The sequence below is a fragment of the Paeniglutamicibacter cryotolerans genome (assembly GCF_014190875.1).
GTDB lineage: Bacteria > Actinomycetota > Actinomycetes > Actinomycetales > Micrococcaceae > Paeniglutamicibacter > Paeniglutamicibacter cryotolerans.
This window is the reverse complement of sequence record NZ_JACHVS010000001.1, coordinates 1,428,127-1,450,927: the sequence shown is the minus strand read 5'-3', so window position 1 is coordinate 1,450,927 and position 22,801 is coordinate 1,428,127. Positions and strand designations below refer to the sequence as shown.

14 protein-coding genes are annotated in these 22,801 nt (G+C 63.4%); 10 read left to right on the top strand and 4 right to left on the bottom strand.

The genetic code is table 11. The annotated features are described in order from the left end of the window. Position 1 precedes the first annotated feature (1 nt). The 4 genes from E9229_RS06870 to E9229_RS06855 are packed head-to-tail and all read left to right on the top strand — an operon-like array spanning position 2 to position 5,498. Positions 2-859: a hypothetical protein gene (locus E9229_RS06870; RefSeq protein WP_183510519.1), complete on the top strand. Its 858-nt coding sequence runs from the start codon at positions 2-4 to the stop codon at positions 857-859. A 7-nt stretch (positions 860-866) separates the two neighbouring features. Continuing rightward, positions 867-2,078 (top strand): HpcH/HpaI aldolase/citrate lyase family protein, encoded by a 1,212-nt coding sequence (locus E9229_RS06865; protein WP_183510518.1) that lies wholly within the window; start codon positions 867-869, stop codon positions 2,076-2,078. After that, positions 2,075-4,642 (top strand): phosphoribosyltransferase domain-containing protein, encoded by a 2,568-nt coding sequence (locus E9229_RS06860; RefSeq protein ID WP_183510517.1) that lies wholly within the window; start codon positions 2,075-2,077, stop codon positions 4,640-4,642. Before E9229_RS06865 ends, E9229_RS06860 begins: the two co-directional genes overlap by 4 nt. Position 4,643: 1 nt before the next feature. Then, positions 4,644-5,498: an HAD family hydrolase gene (locus E9229_RS06855; RefSeq protein ID WP_183510516.1), complete on the top strand. Its 855-nt coding sequence runs from the start codon at positions 4,644-4,646 to the stop codon at positions 5,496-5,498. A gap of 337 nt (positions 5,499-5,835) precedes the next feature. Here E9229_RS06855 and E9229_RS06850 read toward each other — a convergent pair whose 3' ends face one another. Both E9229_RS06850 and E9229_RS06845 read right to left on the bottom strand, forming a co-directional pair. After that, positions 5,836-7,089 (bottom strand): sensor histidine kinase, encoded by a 1,254-nt coding sequence (locus E9229_RS06850; RefSeq protein WP_183510515.1) that lies wholly within the window; start codon positions 7,087-7,089, stop codon positions 5,836-5,838. Positions 7,090-7,137: 48 nt separating this feature from the next. Then, positions 7,138-7,359 (bottom strand): hypothetical protein, encoded by a 222-nt coding sequence (locus E9229_RS06845; RefSeq protein ID WP_183510514.1) that lies wholly within the window; start codon positions 7,357-7,359, stop codon positions 7,138-7,140. A 114-nt stretch (positions 7,360-7,473) separates the two neighbouring features. Between E9229_RS06845 and E9229_RS06840 the strand changes: the two genes are divergently transcribed. After that, a complete protein-coding gene (locus E9229_RS06840; protein ID WP_183510513.1) occupies positions 7,474-8,145 on the top strand; it encodes a response regulator in 672 nt (223 codons plus the stop codon). A gap of 72 nt (positions 8,146-8,217) precedes the next feature. On the opposite strand, the gene E9229_RS06835 is transcribed toward E9229_RS06840, so the two are convergent. Then, positions 8,218-9,738 (bottom strand): helix-turn-helix transcriptional regulator, encoded by a 1,521-nt coding sequence (locus tag E9229_RS06835; RefSeq protein WP_183510512.1) that lies wholly within the window; start codon positions 9,736-9,738, stop codon positions 8,218-8,220. 142 nt (positions 9,739-9,880) lie between these two features. Here E9229_RS06835 and aceA point away from each other — a divergent pair, with 142 nt between their 5' ends. The 5 genes from aceA (at position 9,881) to E9229_RS06810 (ending at position 16,386) form a co-directional block, all read left to right on the top strand. Continuing rightward, positions 9,881-11,182 carry an isocitrate lyase gene (aceA, locus tag E9229_RS06830; protein ID WP_183510511.1) on the top strand — a complete coding sequence of 434 codons (1,302 nt, stop codon included), beginning with the start codon at positions 9,881-9,883 and terminating at the stop codon, positions 11,180-11,182. Between the two features lie 185 nt (positions 11,183-11,367). Continuing rightward, positions 11,368-12,999 (top strand): malate synthase A, encoded by a 1,632-nt coding sequence (aceB, locus tag E9229_RS06825; protein ID WP_183510510.1) that lies wholly within the window; start codon positions 11,368-11,370, stop codon positions 12,997-12,999. A 243-nt stretch (positions 13,000-13,242) separates the two neighbouring features. Beyond that, on the top strand, positions 13,243-14,223 hold the full coding sequence (locus E9229_RS06820; RefSeq protein ID WP_183510509.1) for an AfsR/SARP family transcriptional regulator: 981 nt from the start codon (positions 13,243-13,245) through the stop codon (positions 14,221-14,223). Positions 14,224-14,375: 152 nt separating this feature from the next. After that, positions 14,376-15,044, top strand: a complete 669-nt coding sequence (locus tag E9229_RS06815) for a response regulator transcription factor (RefSeq protein ID WP_183510508.1) — start codon at positions 14,376-14,378, stop codon at positions 15,042-15,044. A 40-nt stretch (positions 15,045-15,084) separates the two neighbouring features. Continuing rightward, complete coding sequence (locus E9229_RS06810) at positions 15,085-16,386, top strand: sensor histidine kinase (protein WP_183510507.1); 1,302 nt, start codon at positions 15,085-15,087, stop codon at positions 16,384-16,386. Positions 16,387-16,867: 481 nt separating this feature from the next. Here the strand turns inward: E9229_RS06810 and E9229_RS06805 are convergent, their stop codons facing one another. Then, positions 16,868-22,393, bottom strand: a complete 5,526-nt coding sequence (locus E9229_RS06805; protein ID WP_312855618.1) for an Ig-like domain-containing protein — start codon at positions 22,391-22,393, stop codon at positions 16,868-16,870. Positions 22,394-22,801: the final 408 nt, after the last annotated feature.

Below are 22,801 nucleotides of genomic sequence, written 5' to 3'. Positions count from 1 at the left end.
CATGGACATCTCCCAGCGCCACAAGCGGCCCGACCTGCCGTTCCTGACCCGACGGATCAGGCCCGAGGACCAGCGGCCGGCATCCCTCCCGCTGGCGGCCCGGGCTACCGCCCCGATGGCCGCACCCGTCGCGGCACCGGTGTCCATGCCCCCGGAAATCGTTGCCACCCCCGCGCCGGCGGCTCCCGCGCCGGGGCTGAGCCTCGGCGTCCGGCCCCCGACGGCAGCGGCGCCGGCATCGCCCCCCGCCGGGTTCCCCGGGCTGAGCCTCGGCGCGCTTCCGGTAGCGGCCATCGGCAGGCACGCCCCGCCAGTCCTCCCGCCACCGGCGGTCCCGGATCGGGCCGCCCCCTTCCCGGCACCCACGGCGGCCGAGGTGCACGAACTCACCGCCACCCTCCCGATGGTCCGCCTCAATGCGCGCCAGTCGGCCATCGGCTCGCTGTCACTGATCAGCCGGGGAACCCTCGTGTGGGAATCACGCACCGGCATCACCGGGTCCGCCTCGAGCAACGGCACGATGCTCGGCCGCTACGTCCCCACAGCGGGGAACCGTCCGCTGGTCGACCTGGAGGCGGGCCGCGGGCTGATCGCCCTGCGCCACGTGGCCCAGCTGCGCCGAGCCCTGTTCATCTGCGCCCCCGACACCGAGCTGAGCATCGCGCTCTACGACGGGCTCTCGTTCGCACTGCCGAAGCCTGCTCCCGGGCGGCGCAACGTCCTGTTGCTGACCCGCGTGGGCCACCTGCTCGAACTGCGTTCGGATCCAGCCCCTTCCGACCTGGACGACGCCCCCATCTGGGGCGCCTTCGGGTTCAAGATGTCGGTCCCCCTTCCACCCTCTGCCGGAGCCAGCTAAACCACCCATGCGCCATTTCAGCTTCCTCGACGAGGACCAGCTCGAGCACCTGTTTTTCCGGCGGCCCGCCGTGCTGGACCTGGACACCGATCCGGCCCTGCTGGCCGTCGCCCTGGGCGCCACGCTCTACAGCCCCGGTACCCGGCCGGACCTAGCCTCCGACATCCTCAAGCTCGGGTCACGGGGAGTGCTGAGCATGGTCATCTGCCTGGAGGACTCCATCCCGGATGGCGAGGTGGCGGCGGCACAGGAGAACGTCGCCGCCGCGCTGGAACTGCTCTACAGCCGACGGGCCGGGTCCGCGGGCGCGGAGGCGGTGCCGATGCTCTTCGTGAGGCCGCGCAGTCCGGAGCAGATGCTCGCCTTGGCCCGGCGCTGCGGGGCGTCGATGCGGGTGCTCTCGGGCTTCGCCGTGCCGAAGTTCGAGAACGAGGCCGGCGCCGCGCAACGCTACTTCGAGGCACTGGCACAGGTACGCCGGCTGGTCCTCGATGCCCCGCAGTCCTCCCCCGGCCTCGCCACCGATGCCAGGTTCTGGCTCATGCCGATCCTCGAGTCCCCCGCCATCATCCACCGTGAAACCCGTACCCAGGCGCTTGCGCGCATCGTGGAGGTGATCGAGGAGAACCGGGCCGACGTGCTGGCAGTACGCATCGGCGCCACCGACTTCTCCAGCGCGTTCGGCCTGCGCCGCACCCGCGACCTGACCATCTACGACGTGCAGGTCGTCGCCTCGGTGATCGCCGACATCGTGAACATGCTGGGGCGGCCCGAGGACGCACTGGTCATCTCCGGTCCGGTCTGGGAGCACTTCGATAACAACGAACGGCTGCTGCGTCCGCAACTGCGCCTCACCCCCTTCGCCGCCGCCCACGAGGATGCGCTGCGCCAGCGGCTGCTGACATCGAACCTGGACGGGCTGATCCGCGAGATCGGACTGGACCACGCAAACGGACTGCTCGGCAAGACGGTCATCCATCCCAGCCACGTCCCGCTAGTCCACGCGCTCTCGGTGGTCAGCCACGAGGACTACCTCGACGCACTGGCCATCATCTCGCCCACCGGCGGTGGCGCCACCGCCTCGCCGTACAGCAACAAAATGAACGAACACAAACCTCACCGGGCGTGGGCCGAACGGACCCTGCTCAAAGCCGACGCCTTCGGCGTGGCGGCACCCGATATCAACTTCGTCGACCTGCTGGAAGCGAGCGTGCGATGAACGGCACCATCTGGATCGGGGACTACGTGGCGAACACGCTGGGAATCGGCGTGCACACCGACCCGACCGGCAGCCTGTTCGACGCCCGGGACCTGATCGGCATGGCACTGCGCCGCAATCCCAAGCGTGCCCACCTCCTGGTATCCAGCGTCCTGGGCAAGCACATTCCCACCGATCCGGGGCTGCTGATTGCTGCCGGCGAGCTGCTCGGAGCGCTGGTGGCGCGCGCTCTCGCACCGGAGCCGGACACCTGCTCCACGGCCGCGATCGACGATGCCGCCTTGGCGGCGATCGCCGCCGAACTGGGAGCCGCGCTGCGCACCACCACGGACGCCTCCGGTGCCGAACGCATCGCCCGGGCCCGGGAACTGCTGGAACCGCTGCGCCGGGACCACCCGGAGGTGGCCACGCTCGGCTACGCGGAAACCGCCACCGGGCTCGGCGCACTCGTGGCTGGTGCCATCGGCTCCTACTACATCCATTCCACCCGGCACAGCGGCAACGGGACCCCCGCGTTCGGCGCCTTCGAAGAGGAGCACTCCCACGCCACCTCGCACCGGCTGCTGCCCACCGACCCGCGTCCGCTCGCACAGTCCCCGACGCTGGTACTGGTCGACGACGAGCTGAGCACCGGCACCACCATCATCAACACGATCCGCGAGCTGCACGCCATCGCCCCGCGCCCGTACTACGTCGTCGCCGCACTGGTGGACATGCGCACGGCGGATGACCGCGCCCGCTTCGAGCGGATCGCCACGGAACTCGGCACCCGGATCCGCGTCGTGGCTCTGGCCCGGGGCCGGGTCGCCCTGCCGGACGACGTGCTCGAAACGGCCCGGCAGCTGCTTGACACGCTGCCCCCCGCGGGGAACCCGCATCAGCGCCCCGCCGGAGCCATCGAGCTGATCGAGCTGAACGCCGCAGACGGTTCCCGGACGATTCCCGGGAACCGCCACGGCAGCAACCGCACCTTGCCCGCCGACAACCGGGTCCCCGCCGCCGGCTCGGCGCTGAACGACGCGCTGGGCGGCCTCCCCGCCGACGACGTCGTGGTGCTGGGCACCGAGGAATTCCTACACTTCCCGCTGCTGGTCGCCGACTGGCTGAACACCCGCGGTCCAGCCGCCGGCTCGGTACGCTTCTCCTCGACCACGCGCTCTCCCATCGTCGCCATGGACCGCGCAGACTACGCCATCAACAGCGCGCTGGACTTCACCAGCCACGATGACACGGTCGATGGCCCCGGGCCGCGCTTCGCCTACAACGTCTCGGGGGCCTGCGGCCCGCGGACCATCATCCTGATGCCCGAACCCGGCACCGACCCGGAGAAGCTCACCGGTCCCGGCAGCGTCACCGAGGCACTGGCCGGCGCCGCGGAACGGGTCATCGTGGCCCTGTTCCCCGCTCCGGAACCTCCCCCCGCGACGCCTCCCGCCGCCGAGCCCCTGCGCGGCCCCGCGTTCGGATCCTATGCCGCCAGCGATGTCGGTTGGCTGCTGAAGGACCTAGGCACCCTGGAACTGGAAGCCCCCACGGCGCGGCGCGAACGGGACATCCAGAGCGGTGCGGCGCACTACTGCGAATCCCTGCCGGTGGAATACGAGCCCACGCCCACATACCTGGGGCTCTTCGAGCAGTCCCTCACCCGCTCGGCGCAGCGGGTGGCCCACGCGGTCGGCGTGATCTCCGAGATCGCGATGGCCAAGCGCGACGGCGTCCCGGTGCTGGTGTCCCTCGCCCGGGCCGGCACCCCGGTCGGCGTGTTGATGAAACGCTGGATCGCCAGGAACCACGGGATCGATGTCCCGCACTACACCATGAGCGTGATCCGCGGAAAGGGCCTGGACCACAACGCGCTGCGCTACCTGGCCGCGACCTATGATCCGGCGCGGATCCTTTTCGTCGACGGATGGACCGGCAAGGGAGCCGTCACGCAAACCCTGGTGTCGTCGCTGGCGGCCTTCAGCCACGACGGGCCCGGCTCCTTCAACCCCGAACTGGCGGTCCTGGCCGACCCCGGGCACTGCGCCTCGATCTTCGGCAGCCGGGACGACTATCTGGTGCCGTCGGCCTGCCTGAACTCGACGGTGTCCGGTCTGGTGTCACGCACAGTGCTCAACGAGGAATGGATCGGCGAGCACGATTTCCACGGTGGAAAATTCTATGCCGGGCTCCGTGACGCCGACCGCTCGACTCGTTTCATCGACGCAGTCGCCGCGCACTTCCCCGAGGTCCGGGAGACCGCCCGGGCCACCGCCCGGGAGCAGCTGTCCGAACCCCCGGCACTCACCTTCAGCGGGCTGCGCGCCGTGGAGGCCATCGGCACCGAATACGGCATCGGAAACATCAACCTGATCAAGCCCGGCGTCGGCGAGACCACTCGGGTGCTGCTGCGCCGGGTGCCCTGGAAGGTGCTGGTGAACCCGAATGCCCTGCGGGAGCTCGGGCACGTGCTGCTGCTCGCCGAACAACGCGGCGTGGAGATTCTTGAGGTTCCGCGGCTTCCCTACAGCTGCGTCGGGCTCATCCGGCCGCTGACCGGCACCGCGACGGAAGAGGCCTGACATGGACGCCACCCGGCCACCACTCACGGCGGGACGCCCAATCGTCTTCAGCGACCTGGATCGCACCCTGTTCTTCTCGCTCAACGCCCTCTACCTCGACGGGGAAGACGCGGACGCACCCGCGCTGCGCGTCGCGGAAATCCACGAGGGCCGCCCCATCGCCTACATCACGGTCGCCGCCCACGAACTGCTCGGCGACCTCGCCGCGACCCACCATTTCGTGCCGGTGACCACCCGCACCTCGGCGCAGTACCGGCGCATGCTGATCCCGGGCCCGCTCCCCCGCTATGCCATCACCGGCAACGGTGGCACCATCCTGCGCGATGGCGTCGTGGACGGGGACTGGACGGCGCGGATCGATGCCATCCTCGCCTGCTCGGCGGCACCGTTGGAAGAGATTGCCCGCGAGTTGCGCCGGGAGGAATTCGCCGTCTGGATGCTGCGCCTGCGAGATGCGGAGAAGCGATTCCTCTACGCCGTGGTAGACCGCACTGCGATCACGGCGGAGGTGCTGGACGGGCTCACCGACTGGTGCCACGAGAGGGGCTGGGCCGTGTCGTTGCAGGGCCGTAAGCTCTATTGCGTCCCCCACGGGATCACCAAGCACGACGCGTTGGCAGAGGTCGCTTTGCGTTTGGGAGGCGGTCCCACGTTGGCGGCGGGTGACTCGCTATTGGATCAGGGCATGCTGTTGGCGGCCGACCGCGCATTGCGCCCCGCCCATGGGGAGCTCGAAAGCACCGGATTCACCCATGGGAAACTGACCGTCACCACGGGACGCGGCGTACGGGCCGGGGAGGAAATCGTTCGCGGGATGCGCAGCTGGGCGGATGCCGCTTCGCCGTCCGACTGCTGAAACTACGGCAGTGGACCACCCGGTCCGGCAGCTGAAGCGGTCGTTAAACAGAACCAACACGTCCGATGGAACGCCAAGGCAATGAGCACTTTCGGGGCGGGGGAGCCCTTGTCTCTTATATTGCCTTGCCCGACAGGTCTTGGGGGTCCCGGTCGAGCACCCGGCGATCGACCTTGGGGGATTCGATCGCCTAGCAGCGTTCCATCTGACGTGTTGAGCTGGATGGGAAATACGACGCAGTCGCCGAAGCGGTGCAACCTAACTTTCCCTGCCGGGTATGTTCCCGGCGTGATTCAAGTTTATCCAGCCAGCAATCCCCCGCACATTGGACCTTTGTCTACACTTTTGTGTCTTTTTCGGCTTTTTTTGTGGATCTAAGGTTTCCGGAGGCCAAGGCCGGCATCGGCAGGGCGGCTCGCACCAGCCATTCCCGATCCACCTTCCCGGCCGACAGTGTCCCGCCGAACGTACCCATGCGGTCGACCATTCCCACGATTCCCGAGCTGAGGTGCCCCGGGGTATCAAGCATCGATCCACCCATCAGGGTCAGCGAGTTGGCCACCTCCAGATGGGCCCGCCCGTCGATGACCGTCGCTTCGATGCGGCAGAGGGCCCCAGTCCCCGCATGTTTGACGATGTTCGTGGTGGATTCCTGCAGCACCCTATACAGGGCGGTCTGCGCGCTCTGCGAGAGTCCTGCCATGGACGGATCGGCCTCCGTCCGCACGCGGTAGCCCAGCTCGGTCAGCCGGTTGGCGAAGTGCTCGATGCCAATCAGGATTTCCAAGCTGCTCGCCGCATTGGCAGCCGATTCATCCAGGGCTTCACCGGTCCGCGTCACGGGACCATCGGTACGCAGCACATTGAGCATGACCCGCAGATCCTGCAGGGCTTCCTTGGCAGTATCACCGATGACTTTCAGTGCTTCCTGGCCAACGTCCGCGTTCCCGGAGAAGCCGGCAGCCCTCGCCTGCATCGCAATGATCGTGATGTCGTGCGCGACGATGTCGTGCAGGTCCCTGGCAATCGCCTTGCGCTCGGCCTCGACCGCCTCGCGCTGACGCAGACGGGCGGCGGCAATTCGCTCCCGGTCCCGTTCCCGTTCGCCCAGCACCCGCTTCGCCGTCCTTGAGAATATATAAGCGATAGCCAGAAGTGGCGCGAGCAGAACCAGCAGCCCAAGGTCATAGGGGCGCACCAGCACGATGGACAGGCACCATGCTCCCGTCGCAGCCAAGAGGGGCACCGAGAGCTTCCGGCCCTCCGCAAGGGTTATCAAGACAAGGATGAGCGGCACGACGAAAAGCGTCAGGATATATTCTCCCGCCATCACGCTCAGCGCCATGGCAACAACCAGGGCAAGGACGGAGTAAAGGGGACGGAACCACATCAAGCTCAATGCCACCAGGCACCCGATGCCGGCAAACATCCCTCCGAGCCGTCGACTTATCAGGTCCGGGTCCGGCTCGCTGAAAAAGGTGGCAATATCGGTTGCCAAAAAAACCAGGGTGATCGCACTACTAGCGATCAGGGCCCAGTGGCGAAGGGTGGGAGCTCCCCATGCACGGGGACGCCGTTGAGCGGTAGTCACCTCCCCATCATCGGTGACTACCGCGTAACTACGAAATATGGCGGCCTATCAGCGGCACAATGCCCCGAGGTTGCGGCAGATCCAGTCGTTCACGGCATCCGATACGCCGTAGGTGCTGACCTGTCCGCCGGTTCCGCCGCCGGCCGAGATCGGGCCCGAGACCAACTGGTTTTTCAGCACTGGTCCAGCGGCGTTGGCTGGGGCGGCCAGGGGGATGAAGAGGGCAGCAGAAACGGCGAGCGTAGCGACAAGGCGCGAAGTACGGTTCATGTCTTTACTATCTCAGTCGGGCGCTACCTAGGGTTAGCGACTTTCGTCTACATTATTCGCCGACGACCCAGATCAGGTGCTCCTTTGCGGAAAGCCCAAGTAAACTCGCACCTTATGACTGCTATTCGGGTATTGGTTGTGGACAACGAACATCTCATGCGTCAGGCACTACGCATAGTGCTCGACACCTCACCGGCCACCGAATGGATCGGCGAAGCGGCGAACGGCCTCGAGGCAATCGAGTTCTGCCGGCATGAGACCCCCGACATCATCCTGATGGACATGCAGATGCCGCGCATGAACGGCGTCGAAGCCACGGCAATCATCACGGCGAAATATCCGACGATCGGGGTCCTGGCCATTACCTCCTTCTCCTCGGAGGAATTCCTGGTTCCCGCGCTTCGTGCCGGAGCCGCCGGATATCTGGTCAAGGACGCCGAACCCGCCGAACTGCTAGCGGCCATCGGGTCCGTCCACGAAGGCAACGCCGCTCTCTCCCAATCGGTCTCCCGGGACCTGGTCGAGACGATCCGAAACAGCACCGGCGCCCTGGGCCACGGCAATTCCCCCCAGCCGCCTGTCCCGTTGTCCCAACGCGAGCTCGATGTCGTCAAGTCGCTGGCCAAGGGGCGCAACAACTCCGAAATCGCCAAGGAACTGCAGATCACCGAGGCAACGGTGAAGGCCCACCTCGGCCGCATCATGGCCAAATTCGACGTCCGAGATCGCGTACAGACCCTCATTCGGGCTACGCAGTACGGGCTGGTCGAATTGAACATGGACTGAACCCAGCCTCGAGCCAGTCAGGCCGACGTCCCTGAACGACCACAACGGGACCCTCCGAGCCCGGGGCCGCCGCTATTCGGCGTGGGCCTGCAGGAAGCGGTAGACCTCCGTCTCGTCCACGCCGGGGAACGCCCCGGAAGGCATCGCGGCGAGCAGATGCGAGTTGGCTCGCGCCGCCGGCCAGGCCTGCCCCGCCCAGAGGGCCGACAGATCCGCCGGGGGGCGCCGGCAGCAGGTATCGTCCGGGCACCGGGACGCCGAACGCTCGGTGGTGTCCCGGCCACGGAACCACTTCACATGCTCGAACGGCACCCCGATGCTCAGCGAATAGGTGCCCGATGAGTGCTTCTCGGTCCGCGCCGTGCACCAATAAGTCCCGGCGACGGTGTCGGTGTATTGCTCGTAGGCGCGGAACTTGTCCGCCACATCGAACACCTCACGGCTGGTCCAGTACCGGCACACCGCCTGCCCCTCGATGGCCCCCGTGTGATCGGCGGGGAAATTGACTCCGTCGTTCTCATAGGCCTTGTGGATGATCCCGGACTCGTGCACCTTCTGGAAATGCGTGGTGATGCCCAGGTGTTCGGTGGCCAGGTTGGTGAAGCGGTGTGCCGCCGACTCGTAGGACACGGCGAACGCGTCGCGCACGTCCTCGATGGCGAGCTCCTTGCGGGACTTCGCCCGCGCCAGGAAGTCCACTGTGGCCTTTTCCGGCATCTGCAGGGCGGCGGCGAAGTAGTTCGTGTAGACACGCTGGCGCAGGAAGTCGGAGTAGTCCTCCGGCGTCCGATGGCCCAGTACGTAGTGCCCGACGGCCTGGAGCAGCACCGAGCGCGGGTCGTGGTCCGATTTCCCGCCCTGGGTCAGGAATATCCTCCGGTTCTTCAGGTCGGTGACCGAGCGGGTGGAGTGCGGCAGATCCCCGACGAAGCGCAGCGAGAATCCCAGGTGCTCGGCGATGTCCGCCGCCACATGGTGGGACAACGGGCCTGCGCTGTGCCCGACGGCATCGAGCATCTTCTGTGCCTCGGCCTCGATGTCCCGGTAATAGTTGTTGCTCTCGCGCATTTCACCGCGCAGTTCGGAGTTGGCCCGGCGCGCCTCTTCCGGGGTGGCGGCCTGTTCATCGAGCCGGCGTTCCAGTTCCCCCTGCAGCCCGACCAGCGATTCGAGCACGTCCATGGGCAACCGCGAGGTGACCCTGACCTTGGGCAGGCCCAGCGATTTGTAGAGCGGCCCGCGCTGGGCGCGCTCCAGTTCGATCTCCAGCGCCGCCCGCTTGCTCGGCGGTTCGGCCCCCAGAAGTTCGTCCAGCCCGACGCCGAAGGTCGAGGCCAGGATCTTGAGCAAACTCAGTTTCGGTTCGCGTTTTCCGTTTTCGATGAGCGAGAGCTGGCTTGGCGCCGTCTTCACCGCTGCGCCGAGGCCATCCAGGGTCATGCCCTTGGCCTTGCGCAGGTGCCTGATCCGGCGTCCGAGCGAAATAACGTCCAGTTCGTCATCGGTTTCCGGGGCAGAAGAGCCGCTCGGGTGCTTTGCTGGTCTATTCCAAGTGGGAGTCGTCACTTTTTGAGAATACGCGAAGAAACGCAAATCTTTCCAGCAACAGGGGCTAGAAAGTCCTTGGCAGGTGCTGAAAAGTAGTGCTTACAGGAAAGAACGCCGGAACAACCCACCGCAATCGACGCAGTAGTCGAGCCCGGAGCCGGCACCGGCAGACCCGAAGGAGAGCACGATGACCGAGCACCAGAACCCCACAGAACGAGCCGCGGCACTGGAAAACGACTGGGCCACCAACCCCCGCTGGAACGGTGTCACCCGTGACTACTCGGGCACGGACGTCGTGAAGCTCCAAGGCCGGGTCCAGGAGGAAAACACCCTCGCCAAGCGCGGCTCGGAAAAGCTCTGGAAGCAGCTCACCGAGGAGTCCAAGACCGGTGGCTATACCAACGCACTGGGTGCACTGACCGGCAACCAGGCCGTCCAGCAGGTCAAGGCCGGCCTGCGCGCCGTCTACCTCTCCGGCTGGCAGGTCGCCGCCGACGCAAACCTCTCCGGCCACACCTACCCGGACCAGTCGCTCTACCCGGCCAACTCGGTCCCGCAGGTCGTTCGCCGCATCAACAACGCGCTGATGCGAGCCGACCAGATCGAGTTCTCCGAGGGCATCGAAACCGTCGAAGACTGGATGGTCCCGATCGTCGCCGACGCCGAGGCCGGCTTCGGCGGCCCGCTGAACGCCTACGAACTGATGAAGTCGATGATCAGCTCCGGCGCTTCGGGAGTGCACTGGGAAGACCAGCTCGCCTCGGAAAAGAAGTGCGGCCATCTCGGCGGCAAGGTCCTGATCCCGACCCAGCAGCACGTCCGCACGTTGAACGCGGCCCGCCTGGCTGCCGACGTCTCCAACACCCCTTCGGTCGTCATTGCCCGCACCGACGCCGAGGCGGCCACCCTGATCACCTCCGACGTCGATGACCGCGATAAGGAATTCGTCACCGGCGAGCGTACGGCCGAGGGCTTCTACAAGGTCCGCAACGGCATCGAGCCCTGCATCGCCCGCGCCAAGGCCTACGCGCCGTACTCCGACCTCATCTGGATGGAGACCGGCACCCCGGACCTGAAGCTGGCACGCACGTTCGCCGAAGCGGTCAAGGCCGACTTCCCGGACCAGATGCTGTCCTACAACTGCTCCCCGTCGTTCAACTGGAAGAAACACCTGGACGATGCCACCATCGCCAAATTCCAGCGCGAGCTCGGCGCCATGGGCTTCACCTTCCAGTTCATCACCCTGGCTGGCTTCCATTCGCTGAACCACTCGATGTTCGACCTTGCCCACGGTTACGCCCGTGAGGGGATGAGCGCCTACGTCGAGCTGCAGGAAGCAGAATTCGCCTCCGAATCCCGTGGCTACACCGCAACAAAGCACCAGCGTGAAGTGGGCACCGGCTACTTCGATGACATCGCCAGCATTCTGAACCCGAACGCGTCCACCCTGGCACTGGCGGGCTCCACCGAGGCCGGCCAGTTCCACTAAACCCCCTGGCTGCGCGGCGTCCGAAGCGGGACGCCGCAAGCCACCCTCCGCCCGCAAGGCCGAACCTTCCGGGCAGAGGACCCCGGCGGGCCGGGCCGGGCTGCACCGCCCGCCCGTCGAAGTCGCCCGCCCATCAATCCCGCACATCAGCCGCCCCGCACTTTTCCCGCTAAGGAGCCACCGCCATGAACGATCCCATCACCCTGAACGGCATCACCCTCATCGCTTCGCCGGTCCGCCGGCAGGAAGAGGTCCTCACCCCCCAGGCACTGGACTTCCTCGCCCAACTGCACCGGGCCTTCGACTCCCGCCGAGCCGAGCTGATGCAGACCCGCCAAGTGAACCGGGCCCGCATCGCCAACGGCCAGGACCCGAAATTCCTGAAGTCCACGGCGCACATCCGCGAGGACACCAGCTGGCGGGTCGCCCCGGTCGCCCCGGGCCTGGAAGACCGCCGCACCGAGATCACCGGTCCGACAGACCGCAAGATGACCATCAATGCGCTGAATTCCGGCGCGAAGGTCTGGCTGGCTGATCTCGAGGACTCCTCCACGCCGAGCTGGGCCAACGTCATCAACGGGCAGCTGAACCTGCGCGCCGTGCTGGATCGCACCATCGACTTCACCTCACCGGAAGGCAGGGACTACAAGCTCACCGGCGAGCGGCTCACCGACCTGCCCACCATCGTGGTCCGTCCGCGTGGCTGGCACCTGCCGGAGAAGAACCTGTTGGTTGCCGGGAAACCGGTCTCCGGTGCGCTGGTCGACTTCGGGCTGTATTTCTACCACAACGCCCAGCGCCTGATCGCACAGGGCCGTGGCCCATACTTCTACCTGCCGAAGATCGAGAACCACCTGGAGGCACGCCTGTGGAACGACGTGTTCGTCCTGGCCCAGGACCTGCTGGGCATCGAGCAGGGAACCATCCGTGCCACCGTGCTGATCGAGACCATCACCGCATCCTTCGAGATGGAGGAGATCCTCTATGAGCTGCGCGACCATGCGGCGGGCCTGAACGCCGGCCGCTGGGACTACATCTTCTCGATCATCAAGAACTTCCGCTCCCGCGGCCCGCGCTTCGTGCTTCCAGACCGTTCGATGGTCACGATGACGGCACCGTTCATGCGCTCCTACACCGAGCAGCTGGTTCGTGCCTGCCACCGTCGCGGGGCGATGGCCATCGGCGGCATGGCGGCCTTCATCCCCAACCGCAAGGACGAGGCGGTCAATGCGGTGGCCTTCGAGAAGGTCCGCGCCGACAAGACCCGCGAAGCCAACGACGGCTTCGACGGTTCTTGGGTTGCCCACCCGGATCTGGTTCCGGTGGCCCGGGAGGTCTTCGACGCCGTGCTCGGTTCCCGCCCGAACCAGGTTGATCGCCAGCGCGAGGACGTCGTCCCCGACGATGCGGGCCTGCTGAACATCGCGGGCACCAAGGGCCTGATCACCGAGGGCGGGATCCGGAACAACATCGAGGTCGGCATCCGCTACATGGAGGCCTGGCTGCGCGGGAACGGCGCCGTCGCCATCCACAACCTGATGGAGGACGCGGCAACCGCCGAGATTTCCCGCTCGCAGATCTGGCAGTGGATCCAGCAGGCGGCTGTCACCGACGAGGGCGAACTGGTGACCCGCGCCTGGATGGAGGAGCTCACCGAGGAGGAATTCGAGAAGATGGACCGGTTCGAGGGCGACCGCTTCGAGGATGCCCGCGAGATCTTCGAGAACTGCGCCCTGCGCGAGGACTTCCCGACGTTCCTCACCGTCCAGGCCTATAACCGCTTCCTGCACGAGTCGAAACAGCCGGCCATCGCCTGATCGGCCGCGCCGTCGAGAGGCCGGAGCACCGCCCCGGCCGCTCGCCCACACACCACGGAGGATCCCCACTGGCAGAGCTGCTCGGGGATCCTCCGTTATTTAACGCCTGCTCACATTTCAAGAAGCCTTGCTCAGAGTGTCCTACCCCCCCCAATTAGGGGTTCCAGCCCCCCCCTAACCGGGGCTTACCTGCTTTACGTCCTCGGCAGAGGATGGAAGCCTGACCTTGGGGGGAGAACACCGTTGATTGCGAGCAAGCCAAAATCGGAATTGAATCCGTGTCGTAGCGAAGTATTATCTGTCAGAATCTTTGGGACGCTGCGGATCAGACGCGGCGACATTTGCCTTGACCCTCAGCAACTTGGAGGTGCGCGAACCCGCCAGGTCTTGGAAATCCTGCTTTTGCATTTGGGAAGTCCCGTTTCAAAGGAGTCGCTCATCGAATGCCTTTGGGCCGGACATCCTCCGTCGGGAGCCCTCAACACCCTTGAAAGCTACGTCTGTGTCTTGCGGCGCCACATACAGCCTGGCCGCTCGAAGTCCGGTCCCATCCTGACAACTTCCGGCGGCTATCTGCTCGACAGGAGTCAGGTCGACCTTGATTTGACCGCGTTCGCCTCTGCACGAGCAGCAGCCGACCGGGCCGAAACCGACGAGAAAGCCTACCCATTACTGTGCGCTGCCATTGAGCTCGCCACCGAGCCTTTGTTTGGCGAGGGACCGCTACCCGAATGGGCTGAACGTGAGCGGCTAAGCCACGAGACACTAATGATCCAGTCCCGGATACTAGCGGCAGAAACCGCTTCAAGACTTTCACGCCCAGAAGAGTCAGTCGCTTGGGCCACTGAAGCCTTATCCGGTGACCGGCTCAGCGAGCGGGCCTGGACCATCTTGGTCATGGAGCTCGAACGTGCCGGTCGAACTGCGGAGGCATTGCAAGCCTACGAACGTTGTCGCCAGGTATTCCGGCGAGAATTAGGGTGCTCTCCTAATCCGGCTCTGATTGGTGCACATGCCAGGCTTCTGCAAAAGACTTCATGGTGTGGCGGGGAATTATCCAACGTGTTTTCGGCACTGATGTTGGTGGATGAAGAGCTTCGGACAGCAACGGCAAAACCTTCTACTGCCGAACCGCAGCTTTTCACGCCCCGACTTCACGAGTCGGTGCATGAAGCAGTCAAGGCAGTGGATGCCTTCCTGAGGTGGGCCCTCGCCACCGCTTGATTCTGGAATCGAGCCATGTCGGCACAGGGAATGGTCCCAGAGTTGATGTCTCATCCATCTCGTTGCTTCCACTGCGCAAGGTCGGCCTCTGTCAAATAGGTGTCACCCATGCAATACTTCCCATCAGGGGCGGCAATGGGGGGCGCAGAAGCATGTCGAGTCTTGCACAAAATACTTGCATCAAGACACGCGTATTCATCATTGACGACCATGCCACGTTTGCCGAGTTGTTGTCGGGCGCGCTGGATCGCGAGCCCGACTTGTTGAGTCTGGGTTCCGCCGGCACCATAGCGTCGGGCATCGAGCAGTGCCTGATCCTTGATCCGGATGTGGTCATCATGGATCACCAGCTCCCCGACGGCAGCGGAATTTCAGCAGCCACAAAGATACTCGCCGACGCGCCACACGCGAGGATCATCATCTTGACTGGTCACCCAACACCTCAGGGATTAGTACAAGCAGCTTCGTTCGGCGCCTCCGCGTTCCTTGCCAAAGGAGGCTCGCTGGCCGTCGTGCTCGACGCCCTGCGTTATGCGCGTCCCGGTGGAATGATAGTTCCCCCGGCTTTGATTGCCCAGTACGCACAGCCGGAATCACTAAATGCCACCGGCCTGAGTCTCACGCCCCGTGAACTGGAAATCTTGAGCCTCATGGCCGAGGGACACGATGTCAGGGCCAACTCAAGACGACTAGGAATTTCAGTGAATACCTGTCGTGGACATGTAAAGTCCATTTTGGCCAAGCTGGGGTCGCACTCACAGCTGGAAGCTGTAGCCGCTGCCACGAAACTTGGTGTTTTTGGGCCCGCAGACAATGCCTAGCCCGGAGAGCCGCCGACAGCCGACCAGCAGGCCGTCGACGATGGTAGACAGCGACTCCGAAGTGCGTGCCGCGATTCGACGATTCCTCTTGATGGGTTTGATTTCCGTCATTGTCGTCGCGACGCCCGCGACGCTCTGGATTCGTGCGGTATCGGAGAAATACACCGTAGACAGTGCCTACAACGTGACTCAACGGTTAGCTGATTTCGCAATTGCTCCGATGATTACGGAAGATTTGAGGGCCGGAGATCGCGGTTCACTGGAGCGCCTCAACGACCGCTTGGAAGGTTGGCTGGATCATGGCGCGGTGGAGGAAATCTTGGTCTGGGACGACTCGGGTCGGGTCGTGTATTCCAATGTCAGTTCCCATGTTGGTGAGTTATCGACGTCTACTGTTCCCACTCACAAGCTGCTGCGCGGCAGCAACAACACGATGGAAGTTCCGGCCGAGAGCGAAGCCGTACACGAGAATCACAACGATGCAGGCGATCTAGTTGGCGTCCTAGTCGGCGTCTCCGCTTCGGACGGCCGACCACTGATCGTGGAAGCATATTACGATGCCGATCTGGTCAGTCGGCATCATGCCGGCATCCTGCTCAGCATTCTGCCGCCAGTCATCCTAGCCTTGTTGACCCTCCAACTAGCCCAATTGATTCCAGCAGTTCGGCTTGCACGCAGGATCCAAGGCCATCGACTGGCCCAGCAATCATTAATCCAACGGTCGCTGGACGCATCCAATATCGAACGCAAGCGGATTGCTCAGCACCTCCATGATGATGTGATCCAGGGGCTTTCCGGCCTGGCATATGCGCTCGAGTCCCAGGAAAAACACGGGCCGCCTGCGCAACGCCCCGTGTTTAAAGAAGCCAGGACACTGCTCCAAGATAATGTCACCAGGCTGCGGGAGATGACCAGTTCGCTGTATCCCTCAGATCTCAAGGAATTGGGACTCAATAAGGCCCTGATGCTCCTGGGAGGACCCCTGGTCGCGAAATCGATCGATGTACGAATGGAGTTGCAGGACACCCCGGTAGATTCGGTGCAAGCTGCACTCCTTTACCGTTTTGCCAGAGAAGCAATGACAAACATCCTTAAACATTCCCAGGCTGACCTCGTCCGAATCACCTTAAGATCGAATGAGGAATTCCATTTCCTGAGGATTCAGGACGATGGCGTGGGATTCAATCCGGAGGCCGGAACCCCAGCAGGACATTTGGGGATGACCATCATGCGCGACTCAATTTCGGATACTGGAGGATCCCTTGACATCAGTTCCAGAATCGGACAGGGAACTACATTGACTGCTACCCTGCCAGTTTCCCCATCCGGCGTCGGGGACTAGAACCGCCCAACCATGGTTTTCATTGAAATGACTGGTTCTCGTAAAGATCGTAGTCCGATCGCCATCTCAGTCATCGCGCCACTTGGACGGATCCTTCTGGGAATCCGGAGATGGAGGCGCAGGCGCCCGCCGATGATACCCCGGTCACTCAAAGATATCTGTACCGACGATCCCCGCGTGGCTGACAGGGACCGCAAGCGACTTCAAATAGGTGGCCCGCAGGGAGGAGCAGGCCGCACCTTCCTCCCCCTCTCCCGTTCGGTTCCGCAGCCAGAGATCATAACGAACACCGATATGAGTTGATTCCAGATTTTGATCCCGTTCAGCAACGTGAAATCCGCCGATCGGCGCCTCGTTTACTTCCCCCTGAGGATGCTTGGCCGGAGGTCGAATCACAGACCATGGCCAAACAGAGCGGAGAAATCATGGCAGTGGCCAGGTCGCATTATGTGCAACCTGGCCACTGCCATTCGATGAACGGCTAGCGGGCTCCCGTCCTAAACGTCCATGTCGTGGCCGCCAACCGGTTCCCGGTGCCATCCATGATCCCGTTGGTCAACCGCACCGTATAACGGGTGTTGGCCGCCAGGTTGGCATTCGGGTTCAGCGTCGCCGTTCGGGTAGCGGAGTTGTAACTCACGACCGCTGCCACGGTGGCTCCCGAGGGTGCGGTCAGCCGGACCGAAGTCCCGTTGACCCCGGTGACCGGTTCACTGAACGTCACCGTGACATTAGCCCCCCGCAGGGTGCCGGTGGCGTTCGCCGCGGGTGACCGCCCGGTAATGGTCGGCATCGCGTCGGTGGTGAAACTCCACGTCGTGGCCGCCAACCGGTTCCCGGTGCCATCCATGATCCCGTTGGTCAACCGCACCGTATAACGGGTGTTGGCCGCCAGGTTGGCATTCGGGTTCAGCGTCGCCGTTCGGGTAGCGGAGTTGTAACTCACGACCGCTGCCACGGTGGCTCCCGAGGGTGCGGTCAGCCGGACCGAAGTCCCGTTGACCCCGGTGACCGGTTCACTGAACGTCACCGTGACATTAGCCCCCCGCAGGGTGCCGGTGGCGTTCGCCGCGGGTGACCGCCCGGTAATGGTCGGCATCGCGTCGGTGGTGAAACTCCACGTCGTGGCCGCCAACCGGTTCCCGGTGCCATCCATGATCCCGTTGGTCAACCGCACCGTATAACGGGTGTTGGCCGCCAGGTTGGCATTCGGGTTCAGCGTCGCCGTTCGGGTAGCGGAGTTGTAACTCACGACCGCTGCCACGGTGGCTCCCGAGGGTGCGGTCAGCCGGACCGAAGTCCCGTTGACCCCGGTGACCGGTTCACTGAACGTCACCGTGACATTAGCCCCCCGCAGGGTGCCGGTGGCGTTCGCCGCGGGTGACCGCCCGGTAATGGTCGGCATCGCGTCGGTGGTGAAACTCCACGTCGTGGCCGCCAACCGGTTCCCGGTGCCATCCATGATCCCGTTGGTCAACCGCACCGTATAACGGGTGTTGGCCGCCAGGTTGGCATTCGGGTTCAGCGTCGCCGTTCGGGTAGCGGAGTTGTAACTCACGACCGCTGCCACGGTGGCTCCCGAGGGTGCGGTCAGCCGGACCGAAGTCCCGTTGACCCCGGTGACCGGTTCACTGAACGTCACCGTGACATTCTCGGCAAGCGGAACGTTCGTGGCGTTCACCGCGGGCGTCCGTCCGGTAACGGTCGGCGCCTCTGCATCAACCGGTTCAACGACCGCCTCAGTGGTGAAACTCCACGTCGTGGCCACCAACAGGTTCCCGGTGCCATCCATGATCCCGTTGGTCAACCCCACCGTATAACGGGTGTTGGCCGCCAGGTTGGCATTCGGGTTCAGCGTCGCCGTTCGGGTAGCGGCGTCGTAACTCACGACCGCTGCCACGGTAGCTCCCGAGGGCGCGGTCAGCCGGACCGAAGTCCCGTTGACCCCGGTGACCGGTTCACTAAACGTCACCGTGACATTCTCGGCAAGCGGAACGTTCGTGGCGTTCACCGCGGGCGTCCGTCCGGTAACGGTCGGCGCCTCTGCATCAACCGGTTCAACGACCGTACCGGTGAGGTCGACGACGGTGTCACTGAACTGCAGCCGTTCAATGTTTGTCAAACGGTCGGTGCCATCAATGCCGTTGCCGTCTTGGTGGGCAACGATGGTGACCCCACCGGTCGTAGTGATGGTGTATTCGGACCTGGCCCCGGAGAAATGGGCGGTGTCGATGTCGGTGGCCGCCGGGGATGAAAGGATTTCCCTGACGATGGCGACATTGCCCGGGTCGATGATTCCGGCCATGATGTCCGCTTGCAGATCCTTGAGGGTGGTTGCAGTCCGGGTTTCAGTTGCCGGGTCGTTGACGTCCGTACGAACGCTGAGCCTGACGTTTAGCCATTTATCACCGTCGATGATGTCATCGGCTCCGTTGCCCCAGATCTGGTCACTGCCGGATCCACCAATGATGATGTTTCCCGCGCCGAAGCTCGTCGTGCCCGGAGGCAGGAGATCACTCAGACCGTTGATCCGGGCAATGCCCGCGGCATCGAGAACGTTGCTTGCCCCGGGTACGCCTACTTCGGTGTCCGGGTCAGAGGGAACAGCGTCGTCGCCGCGCAGGATGTCGTCCTTATCCCAGCCGGAGAGTGCTTCCACCAGGAGGAACCGGTCTTTGAGTGCGTTGGGGCCCTCAACGATGACCATGCGCATGTCCGAGTCGCCTCGCTCGGTGGAACGTGCATGCGTGACCCAGTCAAAGCCGTAGACACCGTGGTTGCGCTCGATGCCCGGACCGGCGACCATGATGTCGTCCCCGCCCTCGGCATCGTAGTCGTCCTCGCCACTGTCACCGATCAGGACGTCGTGGCCGGGGTTGTTGATATCGTCGAAGAACGGAGCGCCACTGTCACCTTGCAACAGATCGTTGGAGTTTCCGCCTTCTACCCAGTCGTCACCTCCTCCTCCGAATACCGTGTCCGGGCCGTCGCCTGCGATCACCAGGTCGTTGCCTTCTCCGGCGAAGGTCTCGTTCCCGTTCAAACCGCCGTTGGAGAAATCGTCTCCATCTCCGGACATGATGATGTCCAGTCCGGGACCTGCATCGATGGCGTCGTTTCCGGGACCGCCCTTGATCACGTCGTCTCCATGAGAGTCTGTGATGATGTCGTTGCCTTCACCACCCAGAATGGTATCGGCACCGTCGTTGCCCTCGATGATGTCATCGCCATCGTTGCCCCAAATAGTGTCGTTATCGATGCCTCCCCAGATCCTGTCGCGTCCGGCCACGCCGTTGTAGGTGGACTGGGCATTGAGGCCCGGTCGGTCAACGGTATTGGTCATCCGGTATCGAATCGTGCCATCGGCCATGCGCATCAGCAGAGCGGATTCATCACAGGCCGAGGCCGGGTCGTCGGCAACGTTGTTTCCCGTGGTCTGCACAATATTGGCCATCTCGAATTCGCAGTCGGCAACCGAGAATACATCCGCCTTCAGCGCGACGGCATCGGTATTGCGCATGATCAACTCTGCAAAGGAGTTCCCCTCGAGCTGTACCCGCAGGTTCAATCCCGAAGTCCGCGAGAGGTAGTACAACCGGTCCCCATCCTGCAGATCGGTCATCTGGCGTTCGAAAATGTAGTTGAACGTGGAGCCCAGGAGCCCGCCGAACAGATTCTGGGATTCAGCGAGCCCACCGACCCACAGGTCGATTCCGTCAACGCCGGTCTTTGACTTTCCGCCGGCAGTTGCCCAGTCTCCGACGCTATTGGCGAAGTCGTAGGAGTCCACTGGGGTTGCCGTGTTGGCCGGATTCATGTCGAAAAGAAGCTGCGCGGCAGCACGCTTTGCGTCAATCGAAGTAGCGTTCCGGATGGTGTCATGCATGCCGTAGGCGGCCATGAAGTTGACCACCGAATCCGGGTGCTTCATGCTTTGCCCGAAGTCCACCCAGCTGCTATAGGGCTTGAGCGAGGATTCACCACTGGTCTTGAACAATTCCTTGCGGAAGTTGTTCAGCGAAGGAACCCCGGTGTCGCGTCCCCGGGCAATATTAAGCGTGGCCAGATCGAGGGGCAGTCCCAGCACGTTATTGCGTAGGGTGTCGGTGACAAACTCGTCCAGCTCAGAACCGACCTGGTCGGTCATGCCCATCGCTATGGAACCCGCGGCGGCTTCGGGTGTCAGCGTCCCCGCTGCACTGGCGTAATAGGATGCAGGATTCAGGAAGGCATCCAGCAATGGAACGCCGATGTCGACCCCCGCGTTGGTCTTCCGATCCACCGTATCGGTCAGCATCGAGTGTCCGAAACGGTAGGTGGCATGCGCGAACTCGGCCTGGATGGCTGGGTTGATGCCGGTATCTGACTGAGTAAAGACATTGAAGGGATTGATGCCCGGCTGGATCTTGCGGGCAAAATCTTCGAAGACTATGTGCTGGTACTCCATCTCCGTCACAAAGCGTGCCGCCTGGAAGAGCCGTTCACCATTCCAATCCCCTGAATCCAGCTTCCATTCATTCAAGTCGAGGTTCAGGGAAGTCAGCAGATCCTGCATGTAGCCGCTAAGCCGGTTGTGTTCCGAGTGGAAGACCTGGTGGATCGCAGTCAGTCCGATGTTCTCGTTGACACGTCCGTCACCTGCAATGAAATGGGTATCAAGCATCTCATCGTCGTAGGTTCCCGATGGTTGGTTCGATGAAGGCGTAGATGCCGTGTTGTCGGAGTCTGGGGTCAAGGCAGCGCCGGTCCGGCCATCAAATGGATTGGCGTTGTGTGCGATGTCGTCCAAGAAGGCCAAGCCAATGCGCTGAACGTTGGCAGGAGGAGCAACCGGATCCGACAGATTACCTTCGGTCAAGGTCCGGTCCTGGCCGACATACTGAGGTAGTCCGTTGGGTCCCCGCAGAAAACGTCCATATTGGTCAGTGGCCAGCATTGGAATGTTTCCGATATCCGAATCGGAAATATCGAGCCCGAGCTTCTGTGCCGCCTGGGTCTTGATATTCGCCCAGGTTGCCATTCCGCCGGTCTCGCCCTCGATGAGATCACCAGTTGATACAGGCTTGCCTGCAGCATTGAGCATGTACTCCCGCAGGAAAACCTGCTGGGAGGAATGCGAACCGTAAGTCTGACTCTGGTCGACCCAAGGTGAATCGGTGTTGGTTGCTTCCTGGACATCGTCTTCGGTACCCAAGATCCCGTCCGGACCGGGCTGGTTCTCTGCCCGGTTCAGGACCATGAAGGGAGCCTGTCCGGCTGAGCCGTCAAGCACCAGCGGATCATCTGGGGCCAACGGGATCATGACGAGGTTGTTGGTCTTCTTCGTGAAATCGACACCGTGGTCGAAGAACTGACCAAACAGGGCGAACATGCCGTTGTACGGCGGGGATAGGCCGAAGTCCGTTGTGACATTCGGGATGTCCAGCGTTTCACCCGCCTTCACGCAATTTGCTGGCGTGTCGGGGGCAGTGCAGGGGACCGCAGTGGCGGCATCGTTCACCGTACGATGGGCCTTGCCTGCTGCGGCGATAGCGGCCGGATTGCTCGGCGTCTGGTCCACAATGACGTTACTAATGAATCGTGGTTCGGCGTCCCGGAGCGATGTATTCACTGATTGATAGGACTTGCCGTCCTGGTCGGTGCGCCACTCAGCCGGAGCTGAACGCGGGAAGGGTAGGCTTCCCGCACCGAAATGGCCTTGCCCCACGATGAGGTTGTTGTCCGTTCCGTCCACTGTCCGCAGACCATAGGGCAGCAGAGGGCTGGCAATTTGATTCGGACCGGAGCCCAGCAGGGGTTGGCCCGCTACCGGGTTTCCTTGCGAGTCTTCCTTCATGGCGTGGTTTTCCGCGATCTTGATCTGTTTGAGGATGAACCTCATGTCGCCGGCGTTGAGTGTCAGGCCCTGGCCGACTGGTGCGGCGCCTGCAAATGGTGCCCCGACAAGCGGAAGTAGTCCACCGCCCAGAACCACTGAGAGCAGCCCGGCCAGGATTTTTCGGGGCACACTCGGATGCCCCCGTTTACCCCGCACTGAACGATTATGACGTTTGAGATCTTTCGCATTCCTAGACATGATGTCCTCCCCAAGAGAATCAGCTTCATGGATGCACACAGTGTCTATTCGGGGCCTTGGAAAAACCTTGTTTTCATTCCTAGATCCTGTGCGAAGTAGTCGGTTGGGGTTGTCCCGAAGCCCAGATTTGATCAATCTGGTGCGTTCCCGTCATCAATCGGAGAGCACCGTCCCTCCGGATCAGCTGGTGGGCGTGGCAGCCGCGTGTGAAAGCGGCCACGCGTGAGGGTACCCACAGTTGGCCGTCTTGATCCTCCCGTAACCCACAGGTGGAACATAATGGATGAATGCGCCCGGAGGCCTCCGGTATGCGTCTCACAGCCCGACAAACGCATACGA

Excerpts from the sequence above, each read along its gene's own strand:
- E9229_RS06865 (WP_183510518.1), top strand. The coding sequence starts at position 867 with ATGCGCCATTTCAGCTTCCTCGACGAGGACCAGCTCGAGCACCTGTTT.
- aceA (WP_183510511.1), top strand. The coding sequence starts at position 9,881 with ATGACCGAGCACCAGAACCCCACAGAACGAGCCGCGGCACTGGAAAAC.
- E9229_RS06810 (WP_183510507.1), top strand. The coding sequence starts at position 15,085 with ATGGTAGACAGCGACTCCGAAGTGCGTGCCGCGATTCGACGATTCCTC.
- E9229_RS06845 (WP_183510514.1), bottom strand. The coding sequence starts at position 7,359 with ATGAACCGTACTTCGCGCCTTGTCGCTACGCTCGCCGTTTCTGCTGCC.
- E9229_RS06855 (WP_183510516.1), top strand. The coding sequence starts at position 4,644 with ATGGACGCCACCCGGCCACCACTCACGGCGGGACGCCCAATCGTCTTC.
- E9229_RS06870 (WP_183510519.1), top strand. The coding sequence starts at position 2 with ATGGACATCTCCCAGCGCCACAAGCGGCCCGACCTGCCGTTCCTGACC.
- E9229_RS06860 (WP_183510517.1), top strand. The coding sequence starts at position 2,075 with ATGAACGGCACCATCTGGATCGGGGACTACGTGGCGAACACGCTGGGA.
- E9229_RS06815 (WP_183510508.1), top strand. The coding sequence starts at position 14,376 with ATGTCGAGTCTTGCACAAAATACTTGCATCAAGACACGCGTATTCATC.
- aceB (WP_183510510.1), top strand. The coding sequence starts at position 11,368 with ATGAACGATCCCATCACCCTGAACGGCATCACCCTCATCGCTTCGCCG.
- E9229_RS06840 (WP_183510513.1), top strand. The coding sequence starts at position 7,474 with ATGACTGCTATTCGGGTATTGGTTGTGGACAACGAACATCTCATGCGT.